Source organism: Humiphilus diazotrophicus (genome assembly GCF_059726315.1).
Genome location: NZ_AP040870.1, coordinates 6,934,579 through 6,959,553, shown reverse-complemented (window position 1 = coordinate 6,959,553; position 24,975 = coordinate 6,934,579). Strand labels below are relative to the sequence as shown.

The window sequence follows — 24,975 nt, the reverse complement described above, 5'->3', positions numbered from 1 at the left end:
GCGGCTTTCTTTAGCGGAAAGCCGCATAAACTTTTGTGACTTGGTCTACTTCTTTGCGAAAAATGCTCTAATGGTGCGAATAAGTAAACATGGCAATCATGATGCTCAGGATAACCAACACGAAGAAGCCCAGCAGAGAGGTAATGAAGATGGCGACCTTACGTTCCTGCTCCGGTGCAGGGTGGGTAATTCCGAAGGCGTCGATAAAGGCTCGGGAAAACCAGATTAAGAGGCGCATGGGGACACTTCTATTTTACATAAGAGCGGTCGTACGGGAATTGGCGGGCGAGGCGGGAGGCGCAGAGGCCCCATCTTCCTGGGACCTCCGCAGCAGATTTACTTCTTTGCGTCGGCCTTCCAGCCGTAGGCATCCATCATGACTTCAAAAAGATGAGTGTTCGGGAAGAAGCCGTGAATCTCTTGAGATCCCGGTCCCTGAGCCGTCGCTAATACCTCTTCTCCGGCATGAGAATCGTTGACCCGGATCGCCGGAAGATCGATGGGCTTTCCGTGCGAACCTGCATTCGCAGCCTGCCACTCCTTCCAGCCGGTGAGAATCGACTTGTCCGGGGTGCCGCCATGCAGACGGAAGTCAAAAGAGTGGTCCGCGGTAAAGATCAGCAGCGTGTCCTTCAGATCGACGGTTGAGGCAATCTCTCGAATCAGCTTGTCAAAGCCCACAACACTGGTCAGACCTTTCTCGGGATTCGCCGTGTGAGCGTCCCACTCGACCATCAGAAAATAGCCCTTAGGATTCTGCGACAGGATACGAAGCGCCCGCTTGGCTTCCTCAGGGACATTCGGCTCTCCCTCGGTGATGACCAGCGCGCGGCGGGCATCGGCCGGAACCTGATCGACGGAGGAATAGACCGTGCGTCCATGTTCTTTGGCGATGGCGTCGAGATCCTTGCCTTGAGCCCTGACCTGCTCATAGACCTGTTTGCGACCGGCACCGAAGGCTACGTCCACTCCATCGCCGAAGCGCGGAGAGAAGATCTGCAGATAGATGTCGCCCCACTTCTTGCGATCGTCCACATGCGAATAGCAGGCCGCCGGAGTCGCATCGGTAATCTCCATGTTGGTCACAACACCGGTCGAAAGACCATGCTCTTCGGCATACTCGAGGATCGTCTTGACCGGAGTGCCGTCCTTCTGCCCGCGAATGGCATCGGGAGCTTCACTCAGGACTCCATTCCGGGTCTTTACTCCGGTAACGATTGCGGACATCCCGGCAGCAGAATCGGTAACCCAGTTCCCGGCAGGAGAGGTATCGCTCAGGCCCATCGTAGGCCAGCTCTGCACATAGAGCTTCTGCGGAGCGTTGTAGCCCAGAATGCTGGCAGCATTCAGAACAGGAATTCCCCCTGCATCTGCCAGAAATACGATTACATTCTTGGCATGTGCTGGAGCTTTCGCTGTCTTACGAGCCGTCTCCGCATTCAGAGGCAAGAATGAAATCAAAAGCACAAAAAGAACAAGTCGTCTCATGGAAAGCTATTGTAATCACCATGGAGAAGAAGCGTGTAAAGAGGAGCGTTGTTGCACGGCCTGGAAGGGCCACCTTGTAGTGCCCAAAGCATCTCCGCTATCAAAAAAAGAAGGGACACGATGCACTGTCGTGTCCCTCAGACTGCTGACAAAGGTAGGAGTTGGACAGAAGACAGAAGAAAGTATTGTGTCAGGGCCGGACTTCAGTCCGGCCGAAAGACAGCCTCATTTTTTCCTTTGGCATTCTCGGTAAGTAATGTCAAAGGAGCAGTGGATTTTGAGAAGTCTATTGAATACCTACACAGAACGGCATGATCGAACATTTGTTACCGAGAATGTCCCTGATTTTTTTTGAAGCGATTCCGGCAGGGCTGGAAGCCCTGCCCTGACACACCCCCTTCCCCCGCAGTGGAGCTAGGTTTGTCAGCAGTCTGAGGGACACGATGCCCTGTCGTGTCCCCTTCTGCTTTACCTGCCTAACGTTGTCAGAATCTACTATTATTGTTCCGCTGGTGGTGCTGGTGGTGCCGGTAGTGCTGGTGCTGCTGGAGGCATTGGCGGCATTTTTGGCCCGCGAGGCATCCTGGGAAGACGAGGAGTTGCCATCGACTCAACCTTGTAGTCGGACGGAGGAGCAAACAACTGCTGCGGCTGCTCGCCCAGTTTTACGTTGCTCAACGTATAGGTCGTGCTACCAAAGCGAGGATCGGTGCTCTTCGAGAGTACGGTTCCGTCGATTTCACTTGAATACCAAATCTCCTTTGTCGAAACGATAGGCTTGTCATTCCCGATCTCCCCGGCGGGGATGGTCTTCGTCGTGCGCGTTCCGGTGCACTGCAGACCTGCAATCGTCTGCTTGCCAAGATCTTCCTTGGCTACATTTTCGTGCTGGCCGGACAAGTCCTCCATATGTACCGTGGGCAGCACCTGCAAATCATCGCTGACGGTGAAATGTCCCATCCCATAGCGAAAAGTCTTGCGAGCAACCTTGTCCTTCGTATCCAGGACGTACTCGGCGTTGGCAATCGGATCACTGATCACAATCGACTGCTTGGAAATCTCAGGACTTGTCGCTCCCAGCGTGCCGATGCTCTGCTCCCGGCGCGTACGGCCTGCGCTGTCGCGATAAAGCGTCGTACGATTGGTGCGGACAATCCGGTTGCCATCCGACAGGGTTTGTACCGTCTCCGTCACAGCGGTGCCAGTGTAGGGCTTATCCTTAACAACCTTTCCCATGCCGCCAAGGAAGGAGAAGGCATGATCTCTTAGATCCTTATGCATCCTGCCCATATTCCTGGAAAGTTCGGAAGAGCGCTGCTGAAGATCTTTCACTGACTTTTCAAGCTCGCCCGTGCTCAGTGTCTCTGCCTGTTTATCCTGGCCATAAACGGCCGTCGGACAAGTAAACAGCAGAGACATCGTAATCGTCATGGGGAGCGCCGCAAGCATAAGGGGCACTATGCGCTTTTGAAGCATAAGTAATTCCATTCCTTTCCGCTAGAAACCTATTGAACTAGGCGAACCGCCCGAGCCAAGCCGTCTTCCCCCACCAGGAAGTCGGCACGTACAAGCTGAGCAGACATCGCCGGAGAAACATCGAATCCGTAACGGCGTAATTCGCTGCCGCGCACACTCGTGCGATAAACACTCTCTTCCGCAGGTTCCGGCAAAACTTCACTCTCCGGAAGAGCAACAAAAGCGGTTACACGTTCAACGGGACGATTCGTAGTCTTTGCACTATGCAATCCTGCCCCTTGCTGTGCCGCATTCTGCGAGTCCTTTACGTTGGGCACAGGCGGGACCTTGGACGAAACCTCGGGAGCCGCTTTCGGAGCAGGCACTGCCTGCTGTTCCTGCTGTGCCTCAAGAACGATCTCCGGCTTAGGACGATTGATCCGCCAGAAGAGCATTCCAATCACAACGATGGCCAAGGTCGCCAACGCCCAACGCCATACCAGAGGAAGCAACGACGGCTCGGACCTGCGATCTCTTACGGAGGCACGCAGACGCGTTTCGAGAAATAGTGGGGCTTCCGTCTGCCGGTGCTCCTGACGAAGCTCGGCCAGCGTTTTATTCAGTTCTTCCTCAATCCGCTTTGTCATTATTTAACCTCCTTGACTGCGCCTGCAGAGAGCGCCTGCAGCCGCCGTCCCAGCCGAGCCTTTGCACGATGCAGACGCGAACGCACGGTTCCCACTGGCATGTCGAGAATCAGGGCTGCGTCTTCGTAGCGCATCTCTTCGAACTCACACAACACGAGCACTTCCTTTAACGGCAGCGGCAGTTCGTCAATCCCTTGTCGAACCGCCTCAACCGCCTCCTTGCGCGTCAAAACTAGTCCGGGATCGTCATCAGGCGATTCCGGCTCTGTCCATTCCTCGTCCGAGTCGATGGAGAGGTGGCGTTGCCTCTGCTCCAGATGCTTCCAGACCTGCCGTCGGGCGATTCCGCAAAGCCAGGTCGAAAGCGCCGCCCGCTTTGCATCGAAACGCTCGCCCTGCTTCAAAAGCGCGAGGAAGACATCCTGCGTAACCTCTTCAGCAATTGAGACATCCTGCGCAAGCCGCAACGAGAATCTGTAGACCAACGATCCGTGGCGCCTGTAGAGCGAGGCCATCGCCTCCTCACTTCCCCGCCGAGCAGAGTGCAGAAGCCCCTCATCGGAGTCAGGATCGGAGAGCCGTTCGCGTCTGAAGCGTTCAAACATCGTCATTCATGATTACGCGGGACAGCGAAAAAGTTCCCTAAGGAAATAAATTTTTCTTGCAGGAGAGAAAAAGGTCAGGATTGGTCTACCTTTTAGCAACCAGCTAAAGGGGGTGGCGGTTTCTGACCGCCACCTTCCTGCACTGATTCCTTCTTCTTTTACCGCTTACATGGTGATCAACGTCACAAACCATATAACACTTTCGTTTTGTCCGGATGCAATACGCCAATTGCGAGCACTGTTTTGGGAAAAATACACTAAGGTAATTTGCTGCGTAGATAAGACGCAGAAGAACATCTTGATTTCAGAGCCGATTATCTATTTGACTTAATTTGCTCTTGCTTCGATTACATTTGTAAATATCACCCGTACGATTTACCTAACACTTAAGTCATCCATGGGATATCGGCATAAAGATTTGGTTCAATAATCCGATGATTCCTATTAAAGATCACATGAAAGATTGTGCTCTGTTCATCTGTGTGGTCACCCCGCTTTCACACAGGCAGGAAGACTTGTCTGCGGAATCCTCTTGATCACAAAGGATGGAGAGAACGCAATGACGAGACCTAATCGATGTTTGCTTTCCGCAATCTTCCAGTCGCACGTAAGTTTCTAGTGGCCTTCGGGCTTGTATGTGTGTTTTGTGGACTATTGGGAGCAGTCGCCTTTTTCGGACTGCACAAGATCAACAGCTCGACGGAAGATATTGCGCAGATCTCTCTGCCATCCATACAAAATCTGACCAAGATGCGCTCTGCCATGCAGCTCTATCGCCGGGCAGACATGGGCATTCTGCTCTGCGACGACGACGCTTGCGTTAAGTACTACATCAATCAAAGGACACGGACTAGCAAAACCTTTCACGAGACCCTCGATGCCTATCTGGCGTCGAATCCGACAACCGATGAACGCGAGCCGGTCGAAGCGGCAAGAAGAGACTTCGACAATTATTTGGGCATGAGCGATCGCACCGTTGCTCTACTGGTAGGCGGAGATAAGGCTGGAGCAAGCGACAAAGTTGTCGGCGGCAATGCTCCGACGTATCGCAATGCAGAGGGCAACATGGACAAGGCGCTTACCATCAATACAAAGCACAGCGCCGATCTCTGCGCCGATGCGGTTAATACCTTCCGCACTATCCGTATTGTAGTAGGCATCGTCATCCTGATTACTATTCTCCTGAGCGCCTTCGTCGGTTACCTGCTCACGAAGATGATTGCGCCACCACTCGTACAAGCAACCGAGGTTCTGGAAAAAGTCGCCTCCAAAGACCTGACCTCGACAATCGATGTCGAGAGTCAGGACGAAATTGGACGCATGGCTTCCGCGCTAAATACCGCTGTCAGCTCAATGCGCTCACTGTTGCAGGCAGTCCGCCAGGGTGTCGAGACTCTGGGCTCCGCCTCGCAGGAGCTTTCCATCCGCGCCGAGCAGAGCCTTGGCAACTCGAAGCACCAGAACGACCAGACAAGCCAGATCGCAGCGGCAACACAGGAGATGGCCAGCACCATAGCCGAGGTCTCGCATAACGCATCGGCCGCAAGTACCGCCAGCCGTGATGCCGCAAATGCCGCCTCCGAAGGTGGAGACGTCATCGGCAAAACAGTCGAACGGATGCGCGGCATCAACGACTTTACCGCTCAGACCGTTGAGAAGATGGCGCTGCTCAACAAGCGGTCAGAGCAGATTGGAAATATTGTCACAACGATTCGCGAAATCTCCGAGCAGACAAACTTGTTGGCATTGAACGCCGCTATCGAAGCACAACGCGCCGGAGAACATGGACGCGGCTTCGGAGTCGTCGCCGCAGAGGTTCGCCGCCTTGCCGAACGAACAAAGAATGCAACCGAAGAGATTTCGAGCACCATCAGCACCATCCAATCCGAGACTCACGACACCTTGAAGCTCATCGAAAACGGTCAGACGAGCGTTGCCCAGGGACTCAAAGAGACGGAGACCGCACGTCACATGCTCGAATCCATCATCGCTTTGGCGCAGCACTCCGAGAGCCAGATCGCACTGATCGCAACAGCGTCAACGCAACAGGCTGCAGCCAGCGGAGAGATCAGTAAGACACTCTCAGGCGTCAGCCAAAACGCTGCAGAATCCTCCGCCGCTGCCGAAGAGACTTCCCAAGCGAGCAAGGATCTGGCCAAGCTTGCCTATGATTTGGATCTCTCCATCAAGGACTACCGGCTCAACAACGAGAGGCCGAACCGCGCACTCTCCCGCAGTGGAGTTTCCGGCCTTATTTCGGCATAACAAAGAGCCCTCACCTTTGGAGATCGTACGAATGAAATTGGCAATTTTGATTTTGGCTTGTCTGGCCTGTCCTGGATTTATCCAGACAGCCCAGGCAAGCTCTATCGAGGAGAGCGATGCTCCCTCTTCCCCTGTGAGTACAGAGGCCTCCGCCTCCGAACCAAGCGGCACCGAGACGAAGACTGCACCAACTGCCAACGAGTTGAAGCAGGCACTGGATCGTGCGCAACAGATCCTCCAGCAGCAGGCCGACGCAATCCAGATGCTGCACAAAGAAGTCGAGAAGCAAGGCAAAGAAATCGATGAGTTGCGGCACCTCGGAGTCTCGCCGACAGCCGAAGCTTCTCAGCTGCAATCGGCCGCTACAGCGCTGAAGCCTGCTCCTGCCATAACCTCCGCCATTGTTGCTACGCCGAAGACTGCTGCACGGCCTTCTTCTCCGGTAAACAATCAGACACCGGCGGAGCTCTTCTTCCGCATCGGCAATGCTACGTTCACGCCGGGCGGCTATGTTGACTTCACAGGCTATTACCGCAGTACCAATGTTGGCAGCGGGCTGGGAACCTCTTTCGCCTCGATCCCTTTCAAGAACACCGTACAGGCAGGATCGAGTGAGGCCCGCATTACCGCTCAGGCATCCCGACTCTCGATTCGTGTCGATGAGAGGATTCGGAAAACCAGCGTCTACGGCTACGCGGAAGCTGACTTCAACGGATATCTTCCTGGCAATGCTTACGTCAGTACGAACAGCAATACCCTCCGCATGCGTGTCTATTATCTGAACCTCGCACGCGGCAAGTGGGAGATTCTCGGTGGACAAGGCTGGTCACTGCTGACCCCAAACCGCAAGGCACTCTCGCCCTTCCTGGCCGATATCTTCAACACCTTCCACCTCGATACGAACTATCAGGTGGGCCTGGTCTATGCCCGTCAGGCTCAGTTCCGTACCATCTTCCATCCGACGCCTACCTGGGCAATGGGTCTCTCGATCGAGAACGCGGAACAATATGCAGGAAGTGCTGTTACATTTCCCTCGCTCTACAGCACTACTCAGGTTGACGTCAATTCCAGCACCGGCAGTGGTGGTGGAACCAACACTCCGAACCTTCATCCCGATGTCGTCTTCAAAACAACTCTCGATCGTAAGATCAAAGGCTTGGTCTGGCATGCCGGTGTAGCAGGTTTATTGACCTCGGCTCGCACCTATACTCCCGCTTCAGTTACGAAGGGCAAGGATGCGCGAGATGGCCGCGAGGGCGGCGCCATCATGGGAAATATCAATCTCGAGCTCTTCAAGGGCTTCCACCTGATTGGTTTGAGCTATTGGAGCGATGGCGGCGGACGTTATATCGGAGGCTTGGGGCCGAATTTCGTCGTACTGCAGAAAAATGCAGCGACAGCGCCCTTCTCTACCGCTGTGATTCATTCCGGTTCCGGCATTGGCGGCTTCGAATGGCAGCTCAATGCACGGAACTCCGTCTCGGCTTATTACGGCGGCGCTTACTATCAGCGGAGATACGCTCTGGATCCAACCGTGAAGACACCAACTTATGTTGGTTACGGCTATCCGGGCAGCCCCAACACACAGAACCGGGCCCTGCAGGAAGGCTCCTTCGCAACCAACACCATCCTGTGGAAAGACACGAATTGCGGAGCATTGCAGTTCATCACGCAGTTCTCTTATGCCACGCGCGCTCCCTGGTACGTGGCTCCGGGAAGCCCAAAGAATGCACATACCTTCATGGGCTTTACAAGCATTCGTTACGTTCTGCCGTAGTTCTCCCATATCGCCAGAAAGAGAAAGGGGAGTGGATGAATCCACTCCCTTTCTCTTTTAGACTTGCCGCTGAAGTTTCTACATCCTTGAGAAGGGATGATAAAGAAGAGCCAACTATAGCAGCAATTTCGGCCATTGCAACCATTCGTCAGGCATTGTGTCAGGGCATGGACTTTAGTCCTGCCGATAGTAGAGTCCTTGAGTCTTTTGGGCTTTAGCCCCTGTGCTTCTTTCTTCGCCCAAATCGACCAGTCCTGTTTTTACAGGTCTTTGGAAAATATGTCCCAGAACTCGTTGGTAGCTTTTACCATCAGCATTTCAGTTAGCTCTTGCCATAGCAGGGGCTAAAGCCCAAATCACTTCTCGCTATCTCTGCGGCAGGGCTAAAGCCCATGCCCTGACACAAACCCATATCACCACTTCAAAACTGTTTCCCCCATGTTATTTCGTTGATTGTTCCCTCAAGGTGTCGAAGTTGCAGCAAAGCATCCCGGAGGGATGCTACTGTACTAGCCCCGGGTGTAGCGTAGCGAAACCCGGGGTAACAGACCACCGAATATTCCCCGCCCTGTGAAGCAAATTTGTTCCGCCCCATACGGGGCGGAGGCCGTATGGGCATTGGGACCACGGGTTTCGCTACGCTTCACCCGTGGCTATTCTCTCGGCACCCCTCCGGGACACCCTTTGCATAGCATCCGCAAACTTCGTTGACCAATCAGTGCCAGGGGTGCCCCATCTTCACGAGCAAAGCGAGTTAAGGTGGGACGCGCGAAAGTATCAATATCGGTAACCGAACGCATGCCTATCGAAAACATTAGCCCGGTTACCGATACTTACACATTCTCTCGTCCCACCTTAGCTGGTGCTTCACTTCGTTTCGCACCGCGAAGATGGGGCACCCGCGCTCATTTTCTATTGCAAGCTACGAGGACACTTACTCAGCTTCGGCATCCAGCAGATTTTTCAGAATGCGATTCAGCGCCGCTTCAACCTTCGCTATTTCCTCGGCCTTGAAGCCGCGGAAATAAATCTCAGTCATCTCGGCGGAAACTTTCTCGTACAACTTATGCATCGCCTTATTCTTCGGGGTCAGTTCAACCATCGTCTTGCGCTTATCATCCTCGCAAGCGACACGTTGAACTTGCCCTGCTTCTTCCAGACGATCCAAAGTACTGGTCAAAGTGGACTTCCCCAGCGAAACCCGTTTGGCCAACTCATGAATGGTCATCGGGCCCTGGTCCCAGAGGACATACAACACGCGCCCCTGTGCCGGGTTAATCTCAAGATTGTGCGCTCGCAGCATCCGCGCAAAGACGCGGCCACCGGTCTGGTGAATCTTTGAGATAAGAAATCCGCCTTGGCTTGGAGGACGACTCATAGGGTATCCAGCTCGACCTCAAACGGCTTGCTGCCCCACCACCCTGAAGCCTGTTTCGGCGACAGACGCAGAACGACATAATCGTTATCCGTCTGACCTGCAGGCCAGTAGATGCTCCAGGAATCATCCCAAAGCGTGTCCTTCAGCTCCTGATCGCTAACGATCTCTGCACGACCAGCGAACATTACTCCATGAAAGCTGCACGGCTGGCAGTAATAGAAGGAGACCTCCGGGTTGCGTTCAATCTCCTGAACCTTGCTCGACGCCCGCGAGGTCGCAAGATAGAAGACGAAATCCTCTCTCCTGCAAAAGGCACTTTGCTTCGGATACAAATCGGCCCGGCGAAGATTGACTAAGGCGCGAATGCGCGGACTTAGGCCATCTACCGTTCCCAGATAAACGGCCTCGGAGTTATTGACAATTTCCAGAATAGATTTCTTATCGATCATTGAGCAGGTTGTGCGTGCACGTAGGACCAGTGAGTCTGAAGTATCCGCCAGCCTTTCTTCGTATTATGGTAGACCTCGGTAGCATTCCAGTCCACACAGCCCCCACTGCGATAGTTAAAGGATAGAACAGCCGCATCGCCGACAACCTGCACCTTCGGATTCAGCATCTGCGCCTGGCATTTTCCGGAGCTTGGCGTCTGTCCCTGAAAGTAGTGGGCACGTAATTCATCCCGGCTATAGATGGGCTTCTCCAGCACCGGATCAATGTAAGCAACAGTAGGTTCCGAGATGTGCAGAAACCGCTCCGCATCGTCACTGTCGAGCGCAGCCTTCTCAATATTGATCAGATTGGTCGAGATGTCTTTGGCCTTTGGATGTGCACTGGTTGGCGATTCCCATTTGATAGGAGACCAATGCGTATGAAAGATGCGCCATCCTGCCGGAGTTTTATTGAAGACCTCCGTGCAGTTCCATTTCAGTTCCTTTTCAATGTAGTTGTAGGTGAGAACGGCTACCTCATCGCTCGCCAGCTGAACCTTCGCATTGGCCATCTTACCCTCTATCGGATTTCCGGAAGGAAAGCCTTTGTAGTACGTACGCAAGGCCTCCAAACCGTAGATCGGCTTCTCCAGAAAGGGATCGATGTAGACAACGTCCGGTGCGCTGATCTCCAGGAACTTGCTTACATCTCCTTTATCGGAATGGTCCAGAGCATCGCGCTCCATCGCAAGAATGGTGGCAGAAACATCCTCTTCCTTGCTCTGAGCACGCAGAATCGCGGGCGGCAGGCACAAGAACGCAACCGCAGTAAGCATCACAACTTTCAGTGACGACATAGAATCTCCAAGTCCGAGAATTAGTTCGATCCCGAACTATCGGAAACAATAGTTCGGGATCGAACTATTGTCAAGAAGTGAATTGAAAGAGGTGAAGCATCCCTGGAGCCGGTGGCGGTCAGAAACCGCCACCTACCTTCGTTCATTCCTTCTTCTTCGTTTGCTGCTTGCAAAAACGCTCTGGAAAGCATCCAGAGAATCAAAAGATTTCTACTTCCTTCGGTTCAGAAAAATGTACAGGCTCCAAAGCATCCCGGAGGGATGCTACTGTACTAGCCCCGGGTGTAGCGTAGCGAAACCTGGGGTATCGGACCACCGAATATTCCCCGCCCCGGCAGGTGGCGGGCCGAAATCTTCCCTCATCCGATGAAGCAAATTCGTTCCGCCCCATACGGGGTGGAGGTCTTGTTGGCATCGAGACCACGGGTTTCGCTACGCTTCACCCGTGGCTACTCTCTTGGCATCCCGCCAGGATGCCACTGGAGCTTCTACATCTAGAGGAGGAAGAAGTAAGAAAGATGACCTGGCAATACTCGTGGTTCAGCTTGTTTTGTACCGCCGGCGTCCTCACCGGCGGTCGTGGAAGGGTCTCCAGGCCCTACACCTGAGAAGTCCATATATCAATGCAAAGTTCACGATTCTTCGCCTGTGTGGGCGAGGACGCCCAGACGACAGCCGGTCCTCCACCCCAGCACGCGAAAACCGCGCGTGCCGGGGACCCCGGCCTGGAGTTCGGCGGTACAAAACATGCCGAAACACCACCCTACGAGACGTCCTTCTGCGGCTACTCGCTCAAATAGTGAATCTGAAGCTTGCGCATGCGGAAGCAGGAATACGTAAGCACGGCTGCGACAATTACCAGTACGCCCAGCGTTGCCAGGGCGATAGGCACAGGCTCGGTATTCACGGTCAGCAAGGCGAAGATGCCCTTACCTGATACATAAACCGGCATCATATGGTTCAGATAGGAAGCAATGCTGATCCGCTGCAACAAGGAGGGCATAATCGGATTAATGGCTTCCCAGCCCATCACGATCATCGCCATCGGCAGCGGATTGCGGAAAAGCATACTCAGTAGAAGGAAAACCGATCCGTACCCCAGGCACGCCAGAAAGGTAATCAAGAGATAGTGCGCAAGATGATTCAGCCCAGGTCCATGGAAGATATAGTACATACCGGCCGAACCAAAGCGGGCGTAGGTCAAAAAGTACTGCAGCGTAACCGCCACGCTAAAGAGCACGATAGCGCTTACCGCGCCGGAGAGAAACTTTCCTAGCAGCAAAACCTCCCGCCGCACTGGAGTAAGCAGGTAGAAATGCAAGCTGCGCTCTACCATCTCGCCGCGAATCAATCGCAGAAAGATTCCCAGGCAGCCGAAGAAGATCCCCAGGCGGACGTAATAGAACTGCATCACTCCGGCCATCAGTTCAGCATGGAAATCGAGATCCAGATGCTCATGGCTGCGAAGGAGTAGAGTCAGAAGAAACGGAAGCGCAGGAATAAAGGCCAGAAAGTAAATCCAACTGGCACGCCGCGCAAACATGTTTCTCTTGAGATCGATGGCGGCAATACGCAATATCTGCCGGAACCACACGGCCCAAGGATAATGTGAGATCCTTTCCCCTACATTTGTCATCAGGACTCCTCCCCATCCGAGCCGATCAGGTATTGGTAGATGGCAACCGTATTGTCGTCGGCAGGAGTGATGGACTCGATCTGCACCGCTCCTTCAGCAACAATGCCATTCAAAAGCGTATAGAACTGATCGATATCGCCTGTTCGCAGCAGGAGACCGTTTCCATCTGCATGAAGCTTCGCTTCGACACAGTGATTACGCTCGAACATTTTCGAGGCCAGAATCTCCGGCCTCTGACAGCGAATCAACATCTGCATCGGCTTCTCCCGCACCTCCTGCCGGACCTGATGAATATCGCCTTCGGCCAGCAGATAGCCTCCGGTCATCAACACAACGCGGTCGGAGATACGATCCACCTCCTCCATCACGTGGCTGGAGATGATGACGTGCATTCCCTGCTCGCCAAGTTCTTGAAAGAGCGCCATCGATTCCGCCCGGGCCATCGGGTCCAATCCATTCAACGGCTCATCGAGAATCAGCACACGGGGACGGTGCGCAAGAGCCTGCGCTAACCGGACTTTCTGCCGCATACCTTTGCTGTATCCGGCAATCTTGCGGAAAGCAGCCTCGTCGAGCGATACGCGATCCAGAGCCTCCTCGGTTAGATCGTGCGCCTGCTTGCGGCTGAGTCCATGCATCAGCAATCCGTCGTAAATCAGCTGCCAGCCGGTAATCCCTTGCGGGAAGGAATCGAATTGCGTGCAGTAGCCAATGATGCGAAAGAGCTCCTCGGGATTATCCATGCCGATGCCCAGCACATGAATCTCACCACGTGTGGGCTGTACGAGAGCCGTCATCAGATTCATCAGTGTTGTCTTGCCCGAGCCATTCGGCCCGACCAAGGTACTGATACCCGGCGGCAGCGAAAGCGAGATCCGGTTCACTCCCAGAACTTCGCCGTAGAACTTCGAAACGTTTTCGAAAACAATGCAATCGCTCGTCGTCATCCCCGAACCACCTCACGAGCGCGAACGCGCGAATTCAAGGCGAGGACGCAAATCGCACAGAAGACTCCGATGGCCAGTAATACGACAGGAATCGCCAAACGCGCTCCATGCCGGGTATCGAAGGTACCTGCTCGCATCAGCCACTCCCACCAAGTCGTATAAAGATACTGCAAGCTGATAATGCCGCCCCAGTTGGAATCGAGAATATCTCTCATCAGTTCTCCGAGACCGCCGGAGACTGTATAAATCGCGAAGATAGAACCGATCGCTGCCATGCGCCACTTCACCCATGCGGAGGTAGCAAGCCCTATCAGCGACAGCAGCAGAATCCAAAGGAAAGAGCCCAGGAAGAGACCTCCGAAGAGGAACCAGTTTTGTGAGGCCCAGGCATTTGTTGCGTAATAGGACTGCAAGCAGAAGAGCAGCAGCAGCGGAATCCACGTAACAACAGAGAGAAAGCCCATCAGCACGATCAATTTGGCAACGATATAGTCGCGGCGGGAAATCGCATGGCTCAGGATGGAGGCCAAGCCATTGTCGGCCATATCGAAACCGATCAGCCGCGGCGCGATCCAGGAGGCCAAGGCAATGGAGAATACACAGTGCACGGCCATAATATGCACAAAGTAAGTCGAACCAATCTCCAAGTTCATTGACCCTCTGCCACTGATCATAAGCCTGACCAAAGGATTATTCGCCAGATAGATCGTAAGCACGGAGCCGAGAAAGGGGAGCATACAAACTACGAGAAGAATTGCTGTAATCTTCGAAGCCCACACCTCGGAGAAGCCATAACGTATCAGAACCAGCAGGCGCGTACGCTTCGAAGTAAGGGCTCCGGTGTAGGCTTGATACTTGCGTTTATAGACTGACATTTGTTGGAGCCTCCCACTCGCCGTACATTGCCTTCAGGAAGATATCTTCCAGGGAGTCGCGCCGCTGGTTCATCCTCCGGATCTGTACTCCGGCTTGCGCGGCAGCGGCATAGAGATGCTGAATCTTTACCTGCTCGGGAATTACCATCTTCAGCCGCCCGCCCTCGTACTCGGCGCACTCGCAGCCAAGACTACGTACGGCCACGGCAAAGGGTTCGGTAACTCCTACAGTTTCTAACTCGATAAAGCTTCGGTTGGCGCTGCGCTCGGCAGCCAGATCGCTATGAGCGGCAACACGTCCCTCTTTCAGGATCAGAACTTCGTCGCAGGTATCGTCGATATCGCGCAGCAGGTGAGAGGAGATAAGCAGGCTCACTTCTCCCGCATCGCGAATATCGCGAATCAACTGCACCATGCGCTGCCTTGCGATGGGATCGAGTCCATTCGTAGGCTCATCGAGGATCAGCAGTCGCGGACCAGGGGCCAGGGCCTGCGCCAGCTTGACTAATTGCTTCATACCTAACGAATAGGTGGTGATCTTGCGGTAGCGGACCTCACCGAGTCCGACGAAGAACATCGCCTCGTGAGCACGCTCCAGAGCCTTATTCGCAGGGATGCCTGAGAGTTCGGCCATATAGCGAACGTAGCGGAGTCCGCTCATATTGCCGATAAACGAATCGTTCTCCGGCATGTAGCCGATGTGCGAACGAATCGCTTCCTCCTGGCTGTGAATGTCCATATCGAAGATGCGGGCGGTGCCTTTTTCCGGTAAATAGAAACCAAGCAGCGTTTGGATCAGGGTGGACTTCCCTGCACCATTCGGCCCGAGAAGACCGATGGCCCGCCCTCGCAGCTCACAAGTGAGTCCGTTGAGCACCATCCGCTTCCCGAGCCGTACATAAAGATCGTCTAGTTGAATCAGGCCCATGCTTTAGTTACGCCTTCCTACTCGTCTTTGTTCCCTTTACCAGTAAAGAGTCCGCCCCACCCTTGGCCGACGATACACTATCGTCCAAGAATGGGGCACACTTGTTTTCTGAAACCGGCACATCGTTATCTATCTATTGTGCTTCGGTAACATTGCACCTAAGGCGAAGAGGTCAAAGCCAAACAACCGGCTATTGCTTCCCGCCTCAATCCGATTCGACTCGCCCCAGGCACAGATCACCGAAGGACGAGCATCCGCAGCGATCTGCCGGAGTACATCCAGCTTTTGTCCTTGCAGTTGCTCCCCTAGAGGCTGCAATACCGGGCCAAGATTCTGATAAGCAACAGCCGAGTAGTTCTGATTCTGGTCCTTAGGCAACAGGCTCTTGAAGGTCTCCGAGCGAGCCAGCGATTGTCCGCTCTCGTGGATCTGTTGAGCCGCCATCAATACCGCTCTGTCCATCGCCACAATCATGTAGCCATTGTCGAAGGTATAGCGCAGGATAGGAGCACCATTGTCCTGACGCTGTACGACGTAATACGTATGTCCATCGACCTGCTCGCCCTGGAGCGTAACGCCTTTGCCGCTCTTACGCCGGGCCACGTCATTCAGGGCCTGCGCCAGGCGTTCCAGAGAGGACTGCAACTGATCGGAGTCGTGAACCTCGATGACCATCTTCCATGCCGGAGTCGGTAGCACCGGACCATCGAGAGCCAGGGCAACATCTCCGCCAAAGTGCGCAGCGATATCGTCACGCAACCGCATTTGAAGCTGCTCGTCCACCTCCGCCCAGGCACGCTGGTTCTCAGGATTCTTCTCTGCAATCTTCATCAGATCGTCGAAGATACTCTTCGGCTCCTTGGAGAGGAAGGCTGCAGCCAGTGCCGTATTCGGAGAGAGATACTCCAGCGATCCGATGGGAGCGGGAGCAGCAAGCCACGACGCAACACCTTGCCGCTCTCCACTGAATTGCAGGTTCAGATGGTTCTCCGGTATCCCCGCCGTCTCGCGATGTTCTGCAATCAGATAGCGCAGTCCTTCAACCGTCTGCTCGAAAATAGCCTTTGCACTCGGCCCGCTGGCATTCACCTTATGCAACATGTGCTCAAGATCCGCAGCCAGAATCATTCCCAAGCCGCGAGTATAGGCTGCTGAGATCTGCTGCCCGAAACCGCTGGAGGAGAAGCCGCTGACACCTGCGCTCAACTGCACATTCATCTGCCGCAGTACGCGGAAGTTCCTGGCAACGACAACCTCATGCGGACGAACCAGCACATAGAGGGCATCCTTCGCCGTATCCATGGACGAGTTCAAGTCGGCAGGTTCGACAACGGTCAAGCCATGCTTCGGATCGGAAGAGGGGAAGTTTTGCCGCAGAAAATCTGCCAGCCCGTCGCGAGTTACATCGGCAACCAGAGCGAGGTTTTCCCTGCCTGGCTGATCGAGCCCGGCCAGAACTACCTCACTGCCCAGATAACGGCTCATCGCATGGAAGCGCTCGATCATCGAGGTAAACTCGTTGTCGTGGCCTTGATTGGCTTGCTGCCACCACTCATTCAAAGCATCGCTCTTCTGCAACTGCTCGTGAAAGATCGTGTTGGCTTCGCTCAGCACATCCCCCAGATTCGGGATGCTGATGTAGAGAACCGTGTTGGCAGGCATGCGTCCCAGCAGATCGCTTGTGTAACGCGATGCCGGAAGAGGAATCGCTTCAAAACGGCTCTGCAATTGAGAGAACTGAGCGAGCAGCGGCAGATACTTATCGCGATTCTGGCTCCAGGAGATCTGCGAAGCTACCGGCTGCGGCGCGATGTTGTCGCTGGTTGTTACGGCATCGCCAACGTGCAACATCTTTTCCTGCCCGGCAAAGGCGACCTGCACAGCCCCGGCAATCACACCTACGCGCGAGCCCTTGAGTCCGGCATCGACAGAGAAGATGGTTCCGGTCACGGCAACGCGGCAATCCGGAGTCTTCACATATAGATGTCCGCTCTTGCGATGCGCCGCCTGTACGATTACCGATCCCTGATCGAGATCGATCGTAGTATCGCGGCCCCGGGCCTTCAGACGAAACTCACTACGTCCGGCAACCTCGACAATCGATCCATCGGTCAGTTTCACAAAGGCATGAGCATCGCCGGAGGTCCGCACTAACTCTCCATCTTGCAGATCGGCACCGGGATAAAGACGCGAATCGTGTCCGGCGGAGAGGCGTTCGACGCGTCCACTCACGCTGGCGATGCTGCCGCGTGGACCGCCCGGAACTTTCCAGAACATCTGATAAACACTGAAGCTGCAGATAGCAACTGCCAGACAAGCAGCCATCGTCCAGCCAAGGCGCTGCCAGGAAAAGGGCCGCTGATCCATCTGCGGACGCGTCCAGTTGACTTTGGATGTCCCCGCCTTCCCATCGACAACATGACGGCAGTGCAGACACTCCTGCAGATGTGCCTTAACCAGCAAACGGCGCTCGTGGCTCAAACCGCCGTCCATGTAAGCGGGAAGCAGAGTACGGATATCGTCACAGCCGCGGATGGTTTCTACTTTCGCCACAGCGCCGGACTCCAGCCCAAGCCGCGCAGCCAGCCGTTCAGAAGCTGCCTGCAATTGCGCGCCATCCAGCCGGTCTTCCTTCATCGCAGCCAGCGCCTGATCGAGATCGATTGGCTTATGCTCTTTCATTGCTCACCTCTCAAATGCTTAAGCTGCTTCTTCACCTTGGTTCGTGCCTGGTGCAGCGTTACGGCGACCACGGCCTGGGAGGTTCCCATAAGCGAGGCGATCTCCGGATTACTGCGCTCCTCTATGTAGCGGAGGATAAACATCTCTGCCGCTCGCGGATTGAGTTGTGCGATGGCAGCACGAAGCAAGGTGCGAAGCTCGTGTGAAGAGACTGCATGGTCGGGAGCACTGGCTGTGTCCGTCGAGGGCACCTCCAGCGCTTCGTCCAGGGAGACCGCGTTGTCTGCTTGCCGGCGCCGCAGCAGATCCAACGCTCCATTGATAGCCGCACGATAGAGATAGCTTCCGGGATTCGACATCTCTCCCTCTCCGGAATGGTTTGCCAGACGCAGATACACCATCTGGGCAACATCTTCCGCATCCGCAACGCTGCCGGTAATCCGATACGCAGCCATGAGGATTCGTCGATGATGCTCTGCGAATAACTGCCGCAGGTTTTCGGCTTGTTCTATCTCCGCCATAGGTTGATGTGCGACCGCCATGAACTCCCCTTTGCAATTCCTTCATAACGATGACGTTGCATTTTGAGGATTCTTAATGATTCTGAGGAGAAATTTACGTAGCGGACAAGAAATTTGTTCCAGGAGGTGAGTAAGGTCACAATCCAAAGGTATTTACGATGGCAAAAAGCGGGATATTAAGGTACCGCCGGACTCCAGGCCGGGGTCCCCGGCACGCGCGGTTTTCGCGTGCTGGGGTGGAGGACCGGCTGTCGTGAGGGTCTCCAGGCCCTCACCCGGCAGAAGCCATCGGCAACAGAATAGGCCCAAAGGGCCGGTACCAAACGTCAGCCCAGTCCGTCAGGACTGGGTCGGAATACAAAACAATATCCGAGCGATGGAGGCGCGACACGCACTCGATAGATTCGAAATCGGGTATCGCGCCGCTGGCGCTCAAATACGTTGTTATCTGTCAACCCAGTTCTGACGAACTGCGCTTTCGAGTTTCTACATTCTTCGAATTGAAATTGCAGGAAATCTTTGGACATAACCAGAGTCCCCAAAGAGAAGTGGCTTTGGTCATGTGTCAGGGATGGCCTTCAGGCCATCCGAAAGCCGTCTTCCTCAGAGTGGCTTAACATTCTCGGTAACGAATACTACGGGAAATTGAGCAGGCGAATAGCTGCAAGGTACTGTTTGAGAGTATCTTCGCTTGTGGAAGCAATGACCAAAACGCTCAAACTGGTATAGGTTTAGTGCCTCTGTTCTTCCCGGTGCAGATGTTACCGAAAGTGTTTCTGCTCTCTTAACGAAGACTGTTTTCGGATGGCCTGAAGGCCATCCCTGACACACAACCTGGCCAATGGTTGGAACGACCGAAATTGCTGTTATATTCGTTGTTCTTTGTTGCTATCCTTCGCGAAAAATGTAGAAACTCTAGAACCCAGTTCTGACGAACTGGGCTGACGTTTAGTCATCGGCACGCCAGGCCGATAAAACCGCTTTCTCCAATATTGATTTGGCTCCGCTACATCACGGAATCACGCTATTGAAATTTCCCTGAAATTAGGATTTCGTTCCGCCCCTACCGGGCGGATCAATTGAATGGGATGAATGACCCCGCGTTCCGCTACGCTCCACACGGGGCTATTCTCGTTCGCTCCCTCCGGGAGGTATTGCTCCATGACTGTTAATAGCCACTGCAATGCCTCAAACCATATTGGCAATCGCATATATCTCACACCACCTGTGGCTGATAGCAGAACCGTCAGAGCCCATCCAGTTAGTGCGCAGGTGCGGAAATAACCTTGGCTCCCGGCTGCGTTACGGCATCGGCATGGAACTTCTGGTAGTTGCTATATTTCATATGAATGTTCTGGTTATAGCCCTTAAAGAGAAGGACACGGGCGCCGAGATGCGCCTCGCCGCCGACAGGCAACCATAGCTCGTGATTAATCAATGCCTGATCAAAAACAAAGGTAGTTCCCTTCTGGATGGTCGCAAGTAGTCCGGCACCGATACGAAAGTTATCGTCGAAGCGCACCTGGATGCGCGCAACCTGACGATCTGCCTCATCGATCCAGAGGGTTCCGGACATCTTCTTAGCCGCTTCCATCACCGTGCCGTGAGCCTTGGCCTTGGGATCGCCATCGAAATCGAAACTGAGCGTTGGGCGCCCATTTAACACCTCCCGGCGAGGGTTCGACACCTTCATCACCTGCAGAATCTTGCTGACATTGATCTCTTCATCATCGATCGATTTATGCTTAGGCGTCTTCAGAGCCTTCTCTACCTGCTTATTAACACGCTCCTGTTCCTTCTTCTGATCGCCCGGGCTGAGATCCTTGCCATTCTTCTTTACGGTGCGGCTAATCTCGTGTCCATTGACATAGAAGACCTCGGACTCCTCCGTCTCAGTCTTCTTTACACGGCCTTTGCCGTCTAGAGTGTCAGTCTGTTCATACCCGTGATAGGTGTAGTCCTCACGGATTTTATCGATCTTCTTCTGGTGCTCTCTTACTTGATTAATGAGTGTCGGAACATCGGGAATCGGCTGGTCTGCGGCAGCAGCCATTCCCTGCACCAATGGAGGCGCGCAGAGTAACGCTAATAACGGCACCGAAACAAAGCTAAAACCCATATATGACGATACCTTTCCCCTTCGGGCATTCCCTAACTGAATTATCCAGTGTAGCGGATTTCCAATGAAGGGTTGGCATCGTCTCACTTCATGACGAAGGAGAAGGAATCGGCGCAGGAAGGTGGCGGCCAGAAACCGCCACCCGCTTCGCGATGGCTAAGTCTGCACCAGACTAGCCATTCAACAGAGCCATCATGTTCGGAACATAACGCTCTCCTGAGACAGCTTCCGCAGGGAAAAGCTCATTCAGCTGCTTCAGTTGATCCGCTGTCAGGGTTATGTCTACGGCTCCGGCATTCTCTTCCAGATACTTCCGCCGCTTGGTGCCCGGGATCGGAACAAGATCCTCTCCCTGAACAAGCACCCAGGCCAGAGCTATCTGGCTGGGAGTGTGACCCATATCCGCGGCGAACTCCTTCACCTTATTGACAAGCTCAAGATTCTTATAGAAGTTCTCTCCCTGAAAACGCGGACTAAACCTGCGGTAGTCATCTTCAGGAAAATCGTCCGGACTCTTGAAGGCTCCGGTCAGAAATCCACGGCCTAAGGGGCTGTACGGCACGAAACCGACTCCGAGCTTGCGGCACATTGGCAGGACCTCCGGCTCGGGATCACGTGTCCACAAGGAGTACTCCGATTGCAGCGCCGTGATGGGATGCACCTTATAAGCACGTTCCAGAGTCTTAGCCGACGCCTCGGATAATCCGATATAGCGAATCTTGCCTTCCTTTACCAGATCCGCAAGTGCTCCAACAGTTTCTTCAATCGGAGTCTTGGGATCGACACGGTGCTGGTAGTAGAGATCCACATATTCAAGCCCCAGGCGCTTCAAACTTCCGTCAATCGCCTTGCGAACATAGGCTGGACTTCCGTCTACACCCCGGCTCGTACGATCGGCAGGATCGCGAACGATACCAAATTTTGTCGCAAGAAATATCTGCTCGCGTTTCCCTTTGATCGCCTTCCCTACAAGCTCTTCATTTGTATGCGGTCCATAGACATCGGCTGTATCGAGAAAGTCGATGCCCAGATCCAACGCACGATGAATGGTCGCAATAGATTCGGCCTCATCGCGGCCGGAGTAAAACTCGCTCATGCCCATGCATCCCAGTCCAATGGCTGAAACGGCAGGACCATTATTGCCTAATCGACGCTTCTTCATTCTCGAAATCTCCCTGTTCCTGCATCCGAGCAGGAACGGCTAACGATTTTGATAACAACTTTTCCAACTCGCAATAATTGGCGATCTTGTAATTCAGCAGGTCGTAGCATTCCTGCAGGTCCTTGATCTTCGCTTTGATATCGTCACGATGATCTTCAAGGATCTTGCGACGTTCAGCGGCGGTTGCATCACCTTGTGCACGAAGCTCCGCATAGCGCTGCATCTGACGAAGCGGCATGCCCGTCGCACGAAGGTGGTTAAGGAAACCAATCCAAGCCGCATCTTCTGTGGAGTAACGGCGATGTCCGTTCCCGGCACGAAGAATCGGCCGAATCAGGCCGATGCGCTCGTAGTAGCGCAACGTGTGCGCCGTAAGCCCACAATGCTCGGCCATCGATTGAATCGTCATTTCTGCGTTCATCACAATTCCACCGTACAACTTTGAGTGCGCTCTAAGTCAAGAGCGGTTGAAACAAAGAACGAATTGCCTCGGAGTCAAAGGAGTTTGCGAAGGTATATAGAAATATTGCTGAATTCGGTATCCGAAAGAATTGATCCTACCAACAATGCGCGGGTGCCCCATTTTCACGAGCGAAGCGAGTTAAGGTGGGGCGCACATAAGTTTTCACATCGGTAGCCGAGCTAATGCTGCAAGGATCACTCGGTCACCGATATGGAAGCCTTCGCTCGTCCAACCTTAACTTGGGCGCTTCGCGCCCGTGAAGATGGGACACCCAGTTCCTCTCTACCACAGGCCTTCTAGCCCGATGCAAACGAGGAACACTTCTCTTCATTGCAACGGAGCAAACCTGCAGCTCATTTCCATTTGATGTTGCAGCCCAGGCTTGGCTTCTGGATTTTTGGGACGGGCTTACCGGTTAACACCGCATCCAGCGCAAGGCGCAGATCGGAGCCGGTCACGGGAATTGCGTTTCCCGGGCGACTGTCATCGAACTGTCCGCGATAGACCAACTTCAACTCTCTGTCGAAGAGGAAGAAATCCGGAGTACAGGTAGCATCGTAGGCGCGAGCTACGTCCTGCGCCTCATCGTAGAGATAAGGAAAGACAAAGCTCATCTCGCGCGCCTGCTCCTTTAAACCTTCGGGACCATCGTCAGGATAGGCAACCGCGTCGTTACTGCTGATGGCCACAATGCCGATGCCTTTCTTGTAATAATCCTTGGCAAAGAGAGCAATTCCCTGCTCCAGATGCTTTACAAAGGGACAATGACGGCATAGGAACATAACCAGCAAACCGGCATCGCCGCGCAGGTTATCCAGCGAATAAAGCTTGCCGCTTACAACATCCGTTAACTCGAAGTCCGGGGCAGAGGTCCCCAGAGGAATCATTGCGGATTCGGTTCTCGCCACTGCATAATCTCCTGATTGAATTCAGCAGGTCATCCGGCAGAGCCTGGCAGCGCCAGCTTTCTATGTTCTTTCCCTAGTTCGGCGCAAAGTGCCTCGACCACTAACTCGTGGTCTTCTCTCTGCGGTAATCCTGAAACTGTAATCGATCCGACCACTCCAGTGCCAGCAATCGTGATCGGGAAGGATCCTCCATGGGCAATGTACTCGTCTACAGGCAGCCCATTCCGCTCCAGCAGCGTGGTCTGATTCTGCTTGAGCTCCAGACCCACAAGATACGAAGGCTTATGGAAGCGGGCAACTACATTGCTCTTGCGGCGAACCCACTCGGCATTATCCGGAGTTGTCCCGGGAAGCGCGATATAGAACAGCTGTTGTCCGAAGCGGCGGATATCGATCACCACCGCCAGACTGCGATGCAGGGCCAGTTCGTGCAGCAGCTTTCCCAGACGCCAGGCCGTCTCTTCGTTGAAGCTGGGAAACTGCAGCTCACGCTGCTGCATCGCCAGAATCGTCAAATCTTCACTTAGTGCCATAAGCTGCGCGCTCCTGCTCTGTCAAAGGCAACGGAACCCATTGCCCCGAGGTAGAAGATTCTATTGCCGCTTCCAAGACCGCCATCACCGCCACCGCCTGCACGGGAGGAACCGGATTCGGACCGCATCCCCATAGCGCATCCCGGATGCCAGCATAATACTGTCTTTGGTCTCCCTGCGGCAGCGGGACCTCGACGGAACTGCCATCGGCACCGTTGTATAAGACCGCAGGCAGAGGATCGACACCCCATCCCGCATCTCCCGGGCGCATTCCGCTGCGAAGCTGGCTCTCCTGAACATCGGCGCTGTACTTTCCCCAACTCCCCTCAGTTCCATGCATAATGACGTGCGGCACACCTCCGGCAGCTACATTCGATGCATGCAAAATGACTCGCAGCCTCCCGTAGTCGAACTGCACATGAAACCAGTCGTCCACCTCCGCACCCTCCCGCTGATTCACCAAGCTTGCGTGGATTCGCTGAGGCAGGCCGAAGAGCTGTATCGCTTCATCCGCCAGATGCGGCCCAAGGTCGTACCAGAGCCCCGCTCCCGGTCCCTGCTGTTCACGCCAACGCTGGCGCACATTAGGACGGAAACGGTCGATGTGCACCTCAAAATGAAGAATCTCCCCCAGGCGCCCGCTCTTCACAATCTCCTTCGCCCCTAAGGCCTCGGAATCCCAACGGCGGTTCTGGAAGACCGAAAGCATTCGCTGCTGTTTTTCGGCCAGGGAGGCAACCTCTCGCGCTTCCGCCAGGGTAATGGTGAAAGGCTTGTCGACCACCAGATGCTTCCCGGCATTCAAAGCGGCAATCGAGAGCGGCACATGTGACTCATTCGGACTGGCAATCACAACCAGATCTATGCCGGGATGCAGAATCGCGTCCTCAGGTGTGGATGCAACCTTTATATCCGGAATGTCGTTCAGGACCTTTTCCGGCTTGCTGGAGCTGACGATTTCCAGCTGAAGCCCGGGAACGGATCGTATCAATGGAGCATGAAAGGTCTTACCAACATATCCGTATCCGATCAGCGCAACGCGTATCGGATCAGCCGAAATCGACATCAGTGGACTCTCCCCTAAACGAAATAACCGATACGGAAGTTTACCCGGAGGAGAGGGAATGCACCAATAAGGCAAATGCTTTACAGCAAATGATGAAGAAGAAGAAAGCAGCGGAGGAAGGTGGCGCGGCAGGGTACCACCGGTCTCCAGGCCGGCTGTCGTGTGGGCGTCCTCGCCCACACAGGCGATGCAGCGTTGGAACTTGAAATTGCGTATTGATATCTGGCTTCCCAGG

General features: G+C 54.2%; 22 protein-coding genes. 2 read left to right on the top strand and 20 right to left on the bottom strand.

Annotated features, from left to right (window positions below):
• Positions 1-67: 67 nt before the first annotated feature.
• The 5 genes from AC6I7T_RS27880 to AC6I7T_RS27860 form a co-directional block, all read right to left on the bottom strand.
• The gene (locus tag AC6I7T_RS27880; protein ID WP_497791094.1) at positions 68-238 is read right to left on the bottom strand and encodes a hypothetical protein; all 171 of its coding nucleotides are present in this window, start codon (positions 236-238) and stop codon (positions 68-70) included.
• Positions 239-336: 98 nt separating this feature from the next.
• On the bottom strand, positions 337-1,488 hold the full coding sequence (locus tag AC6I7T_RS27875; protein WP_497791093.1) for an alkaline phosphatase: 1,152 nt from the start codon (positions 1,486-1,488) through the stop codon (positions 337-339).
• A 498-nt stretch (positions 1,489-1,986) separates the two neighbouring features.
• Positions 1,987-2,976, bottom strand: coding sequence for a hypothetical protein (locus AC6I7T_RS27870; protein ID WP_497791092.1), 990 nt, complete (start codon positions 2,974-2,976; stop codon positions 1,987-1,989).
• Between the two features lie 17 nt (positions 2,977-2,993).
• The gene (locus tag AC6I7T_RS27865; protein ID WP_497791091.1) at positions 2,994-3,590 is read right to left on the bottom strand and encodes a hypothetical protein; all 597 of its coding nucleotides are present in this window, start codon (positions 3,588-3,590) and stop codon (positions 2,994-2,996) included.
• Positions 3,590-4,195 carry an RNA polymerase sigma factor gene (locus tag AC6I7T_RS27860; RefSeq protein WP_497791090.1) on the bottom strand — a complete coding sequence of 202 codons (606 nt, stop codon included), beginning with the start codon at positions 4,193-4,195 and terminating at the stop codon, positions 3,590-3,592. Before AC6I7T_RS27860 ends, AC6I7T_RS27865 begins: the two co-directional genes overlap by 1 nt.
• Positions 4,196-4,771: 576 nt before the next feature.
• Here AC6I7T_RS27860 and AC6I7T_RS27855 point away from each other — a divergent pair.
• On the top strand, positions 4,772-6,460 hold the full coding sequence (locus tag AC6I7T_RS27855) for a methyl-accepting chemotaxis protein (RefSeq protein WP_497791089.1): 1,689 nt from the start codon (positions 4,772-4,774) through the stop codon (positions 6,458-6,460).
• 31 nt (positions 6,461-6,491) lie between these two features.
• Positions 6,492-8,237, top strand: a complete 1,746-nt coding sequence (locus tag AC6I7T_RS27850; protein ID WP_497791088.1) for a hypothetical protein — start codon at positions 6,492-6,494, stop codon at positions 8,235-8,237.
• Positions 8,238-9,171: 934 nt separating this feature from the next.
• Here AC6I7T_RS27850 and AC6I7T_RS27845 read toward each other — a convergent pair.
• The 15 genes from AC6I7T_RS27845 to AC6I7T_RS27775 form a co-directional block, all read right to left on the bottom strand.
• The gene (locus AC6I7T_RS27845) at positions 9,172-9,615 is read right to left on the bottom strand and encodes a MarR family winged helix-turn-helix transcriptional regulator (RefSeq protein WP_497791087.1); all 444 of its coding nucleotides are present in this window, start codon (positions 9,613-9,615) and stop codon (positions 9,172-9,174) included.
• Positions 9,612-10,064 carry a pyridoxamine 5'-phosphate oxidase family protein gene (locus AC6I7T_RS27840; RefSeq protein WP_497791086.1) on the bottom strand — a complete coding sequence of 151 codons (453 nt, stop codon included), beginning with the start codon at positions 10,062-10,064 and terminating at the stop codon, positions 9,612-9,614. Before AC6I7T_RS27840 ends, AC6I7T_RS27845 begins: the two co-directional genes overlap by 4 nt.
• The gene (locus AC6I7T_RS27835; RefSeq protein WP_497791084.1) at positions 10,061-10,900 is read right to left on the bottom strand and encodes a nuclear transport factor 2 family protein; all 840 of its coding nucleotides are present in this window, start codon (positions 10,898-10,900) and stop codon (positions 10,061-10,063) included. The genes AC6I7T_RS27840 and AC6I7T_RS27835 overlap by 4 nt, the downstream gene beginning before the upstream one ends.
• A gap of 784 nt (positions 10,901-11,684) precedes the next feature.
• Positions 11,685-12,536: an ABC transporter permease gene (locus AC6I7T_RS27830; RefSeq protein ID WP_497791083.1), complete on the bottom strand. Its 852-nt coding sequence runs from the start codon at positions 12,534-12,536 to the stop codon at positions 11,685-11,687.
• A complete protein-coding gene (locus tag AC6I7T_RS27825) occupies positions 12,536-13,483 on the bottom strand; it encodes an ABC transporter ATP-binding protein (RefSeq protein ID WP_497791082.1) in 948 nt (315 codons plus the stop codon). The genes AC6I7T_RS27830 and AC6I7T_RS27825 overlap by 1 nt, the downstream gene beginning before the upstream one ends.
• Entirely contained in the window at positions 13,480-14,358 is an 879-nt protein-coding gene (locus tag AC6I7T_RS27820) for a hypothetical protein (protein ID WP_497791081.1), read from the bottom strand. Before AC6I7T_RS27820 ends, AC6I7T_RS27825 begins: the two co-directional genes overlap by 4 nt.
• Entirely contained in the window at positions 14,345-15,286 is a 942-nt protein-coding gene (locus tag AC6I7T_RS27815) for an ABC transporter ATP-binding protein (RefSeq protein WP_497791080.1), read from the bottom strand. Before AC6I7T_RS27815 ends, AC6I7T_RS27820 begins: the two co-directional genes overlap by 14 nt.
• A gap of 129 nt (positions 15,287-15,415) precedes the next feature.
• Positions 15,416-17,968, bottom strand: coding sequence for a FecR domain-containing protein (locus tag AC6I7T_RS27810; protein ID WP_497791079.1), 2,553 nt, complete (start codon positions 17,966-17,968; stop codon positions 15,416-15,418).
• The gene (locus AC6I7T_RS27805) at positions 17,965-18,510 is read right to left on the bottom strand and encodes an RNA polymerase sigma factor (RefSeq protein ID WP_497791078.1); all 546 of its coding nucleotides are present in this window, start codon (positions 18,508-18,510) and stop codon (positions 17,965-17,967) included. Before AC6I7T_RS27805 ends, AC6I7T_RS27810 begins: the two co-directional genes overlap by 4 nt.
• Before the next feature lie 1,240 nt (positions 18,511-19,750).
• A complete protein-coding gene (locus AC6I7T_RS27800; RefSeq protein WP_497791077.1) occupies positions 19,751-20,608 on the bottom strand; it encodes a hypothetical protein in 858 nt (285 codons plus the stop codon).
• A 172-nt stretch (positions 20,609-20,780) separates the two neighbouring features.
• Positions 20,781-21,770: an aldo/keto reductase gene (locus AC6I7T_RS27795; protein WP_497791076.1), complete on the bottom strand. Its 990-nt coding sequence runs from the start codon at positions 21,768-21,770 to the stop codon at positions 20,781-20,783.
• A complete protein-coding gene (locus tag AC6I7T_RS27790; protein ID WP_497794651.1) occupies positions 21,745-22,191 on the bottom strand; it encodes a MerR family transcriptional regulator in 447 nt (148 codons plus the stop codon). The genes AC6I7T_RS27795 and AC6I7T_RS27790 overlap by 26 nt, the downstream gene beginning before the upstream one ends.
• Positions 22,192-22,586: 395 nt before the next feature.
• Positions 22,587-23,141 carry a thioredoxin family protein gene (locus AC6I7T_RS27785; RefSeq protein ID WP_497791075.1) on the bottom strand — a complete coding sequence of 185 codons (555 nt, stop codon included), beginning with the start codon at positions 23,139-23,141 and terminating at the stop codon, positions 22,587-22,589.
• 29 nt (positions 23,142-23,170) lie between these two features.
• The gene (locus AC6I7T_RS27780; RefSeq protein ID WP_497791074.1) at positions 23,171-23,674 is read right to left on the bottom strand and encodes a heme-degrading domain-containing protein; all 504 of its coding nucleotides are present in this window, start codon (positions 23,672-23,674) and stop codon (positions 23,171-23,173) included.
• The gene (locus AC6I7T_RS27775) at positions 23,661-24,740 is read right to left on the bottom strand and encodes an oxidoreductase (RefSeq protein ID WP_497791073.1); all 1,080 of its coding nucleotides are present in this window, start codon (positions 24,738-24,740) and stop codon (positions 23,661-23,663) included. The genes AC6I7T_RS27780 and AC6I7T_RS27775 overlap by 14 nt, the downstream gene beginning before the upstream one ends.
• Between the last annotated feature and the right edge of the window lie 235 nt (positions 24,741-24,975).

Excerpts from the sequence above, each read along its gene's own strand:
- AC6I7T_RS27805 (WP_497791078.1), bottom strand. The coding sequence starts at position 18,510 with ATGGCGGTCGCACATCAACCTATGGCGGAGATAGAACAAGCCGAAAAC.
- AC6I7T_RS27875 (WP_497791093.1), bottom strand. The coding sequence starts at position 1,488 with ATGAGACGACTTGTTCTTTTTGTGCTTTTGATTTCATTCTTGCCTCTG.
- AC6I7T_RS27775 (WP_497791073.1), bottom strand. The coding sequence starts at position 24,740 with ATGTCGATTTCGGCTGATCCGATACGCGTTGCGCTGATCGGATACGGA.
- AC6I7T_RS27865 (WP_497791091.1), bottom strand. The coding sequence starts at position 3,590 with ATGACAAAGCGGATTGAGGAAGAACTGAATAAAACGCTGGCCGAGCTT.
- AC6I7T_RS27850 (WP_497791088.1), top strand. The coding sequence starts at position 6,492 with ATGAAATTGGCAATTTTGATTTTGGCTTGTCTGGCCTGTCCTGGATTT.
- AC6I7T_RS27835 (WP_497791084.1), bottom strand. The coding sequence starts at position 10,900 with ATGTCGTCACTGAAAGTTGTGATGCTTACTGCGGTTGCGTTCTTGTGC.
- AC6I7T_RS27860 (WP_497791090.1), bottom strand. The coding sequence starts at position 4,195 with ATGTTTGAACGCTTCAGACGCGAACGGCTCTCCGATCCTGACTCCGAT.
- AC6I7T_RS27880 (WP_497791094.1), bottom strand. The coding sequence starts at position 238 with ATGCGCCTCTTAATCTGGTTTTCCCGAGCCTTTATCGACGCCTTCGGA.
- AC6I7T_RS27830 (WP_497791083.1), bottom strand. The coding sequence starts at position 12,536 with ATGACAAATGTAGGGGAAAGGATCTCACATTATCCTTGGGCCGTGTGG.
- AC6I7T_RS27845 (WP_497791087.1), bottom strand. The coding sequence starts at position 9,615 with ATGAGTCGTCCTCCAAGCCAAGGCGGATTTCTTATCTCAAAGATTCAC.
- AC6I7T_RS27815 (WP_497791080.1), bottom strand. The coding sequence starts at position 15,286 with ATGGGCCTGATTCAACTAGACGATCTTTATGTACGGCTCGGGAAGCGG.
- AC6I7T_RS27870 (WP_497791092.1), bottom strand. The coding sequence starts at position 2,976 with ATGGAATTACTTATGCTTCAAAAGCGCATAGTGCCCCTTATGCTTGCG.
- AC6I7T_RS27780 (WP_497791074.1), bottom strand. The coding sequence starts at position 23,674 with ATGGCACTAAGTGAAGATTTGACGATTCTGGCGATGCAGCAGCGTGAG.
- AC6I7T_RS27820 (WP_497791081.1), bottom strand. The coding sequence starts at position 14,358 with ATGTCAGTCTATAAACGCAAGTATCAAGCCTACACCGGAGCCCTTACT.
- AC6I7T_RS27810 (WP_497791079.1), bottom strand. The coding sequence starts at position 17,968 with ATGAAAGAGCATAAGCCAATCGATCTCGATCAGGCGCTGGCTGCGATG.
- AC6I7T_RS27840 (WP_497791086.1), bottom strand. The coding sequence starts at position 10,064 with ATGATCGATAAGAAATCTATTCTGGAAATTGTCAATAACTCCGAGGCC.
- AC6I7T_RS27795 (WP_497791076.1), bottom strand. The coding sequence starts at position 21,770 with ATGAAGAAGCGTCGATTAGGCAATAATGGTCCTGCCGTTTCAGCCATT.
- AC6I7T_RS27800 (WP_497791077.1), bottom strand. The coding sequence starts at position 20,608 with ATGGGTTTTAGCTTTGTTTCGGTGCCGTTATTAGCGTTACTCTGCGCG.
- AC6I7T_RS27855 (WP_497791089.1), top strand. The coding sequence starts at position 4,772 with ATGTTTGCTTTCCGCAATCTTCCAGTCGCACGTAAGTTTCTAGTGGCC.
- AC6I7T_RS27825 (WP_497791082.1), bottom strand. The coding sequence starts at position 13,483 with ATGACGACGAGCGATTGCATTGTTTTCGAAAACGTTTCGAAGTTCTAC.
- AC6I7T_RS27790 (WP_497794651.1), bottom strand. The coding sequence starts at position 22,191 with ATGAACGCAGAAATGACGATTCAATCGATGGCCGAGCATTGTGGGCTT.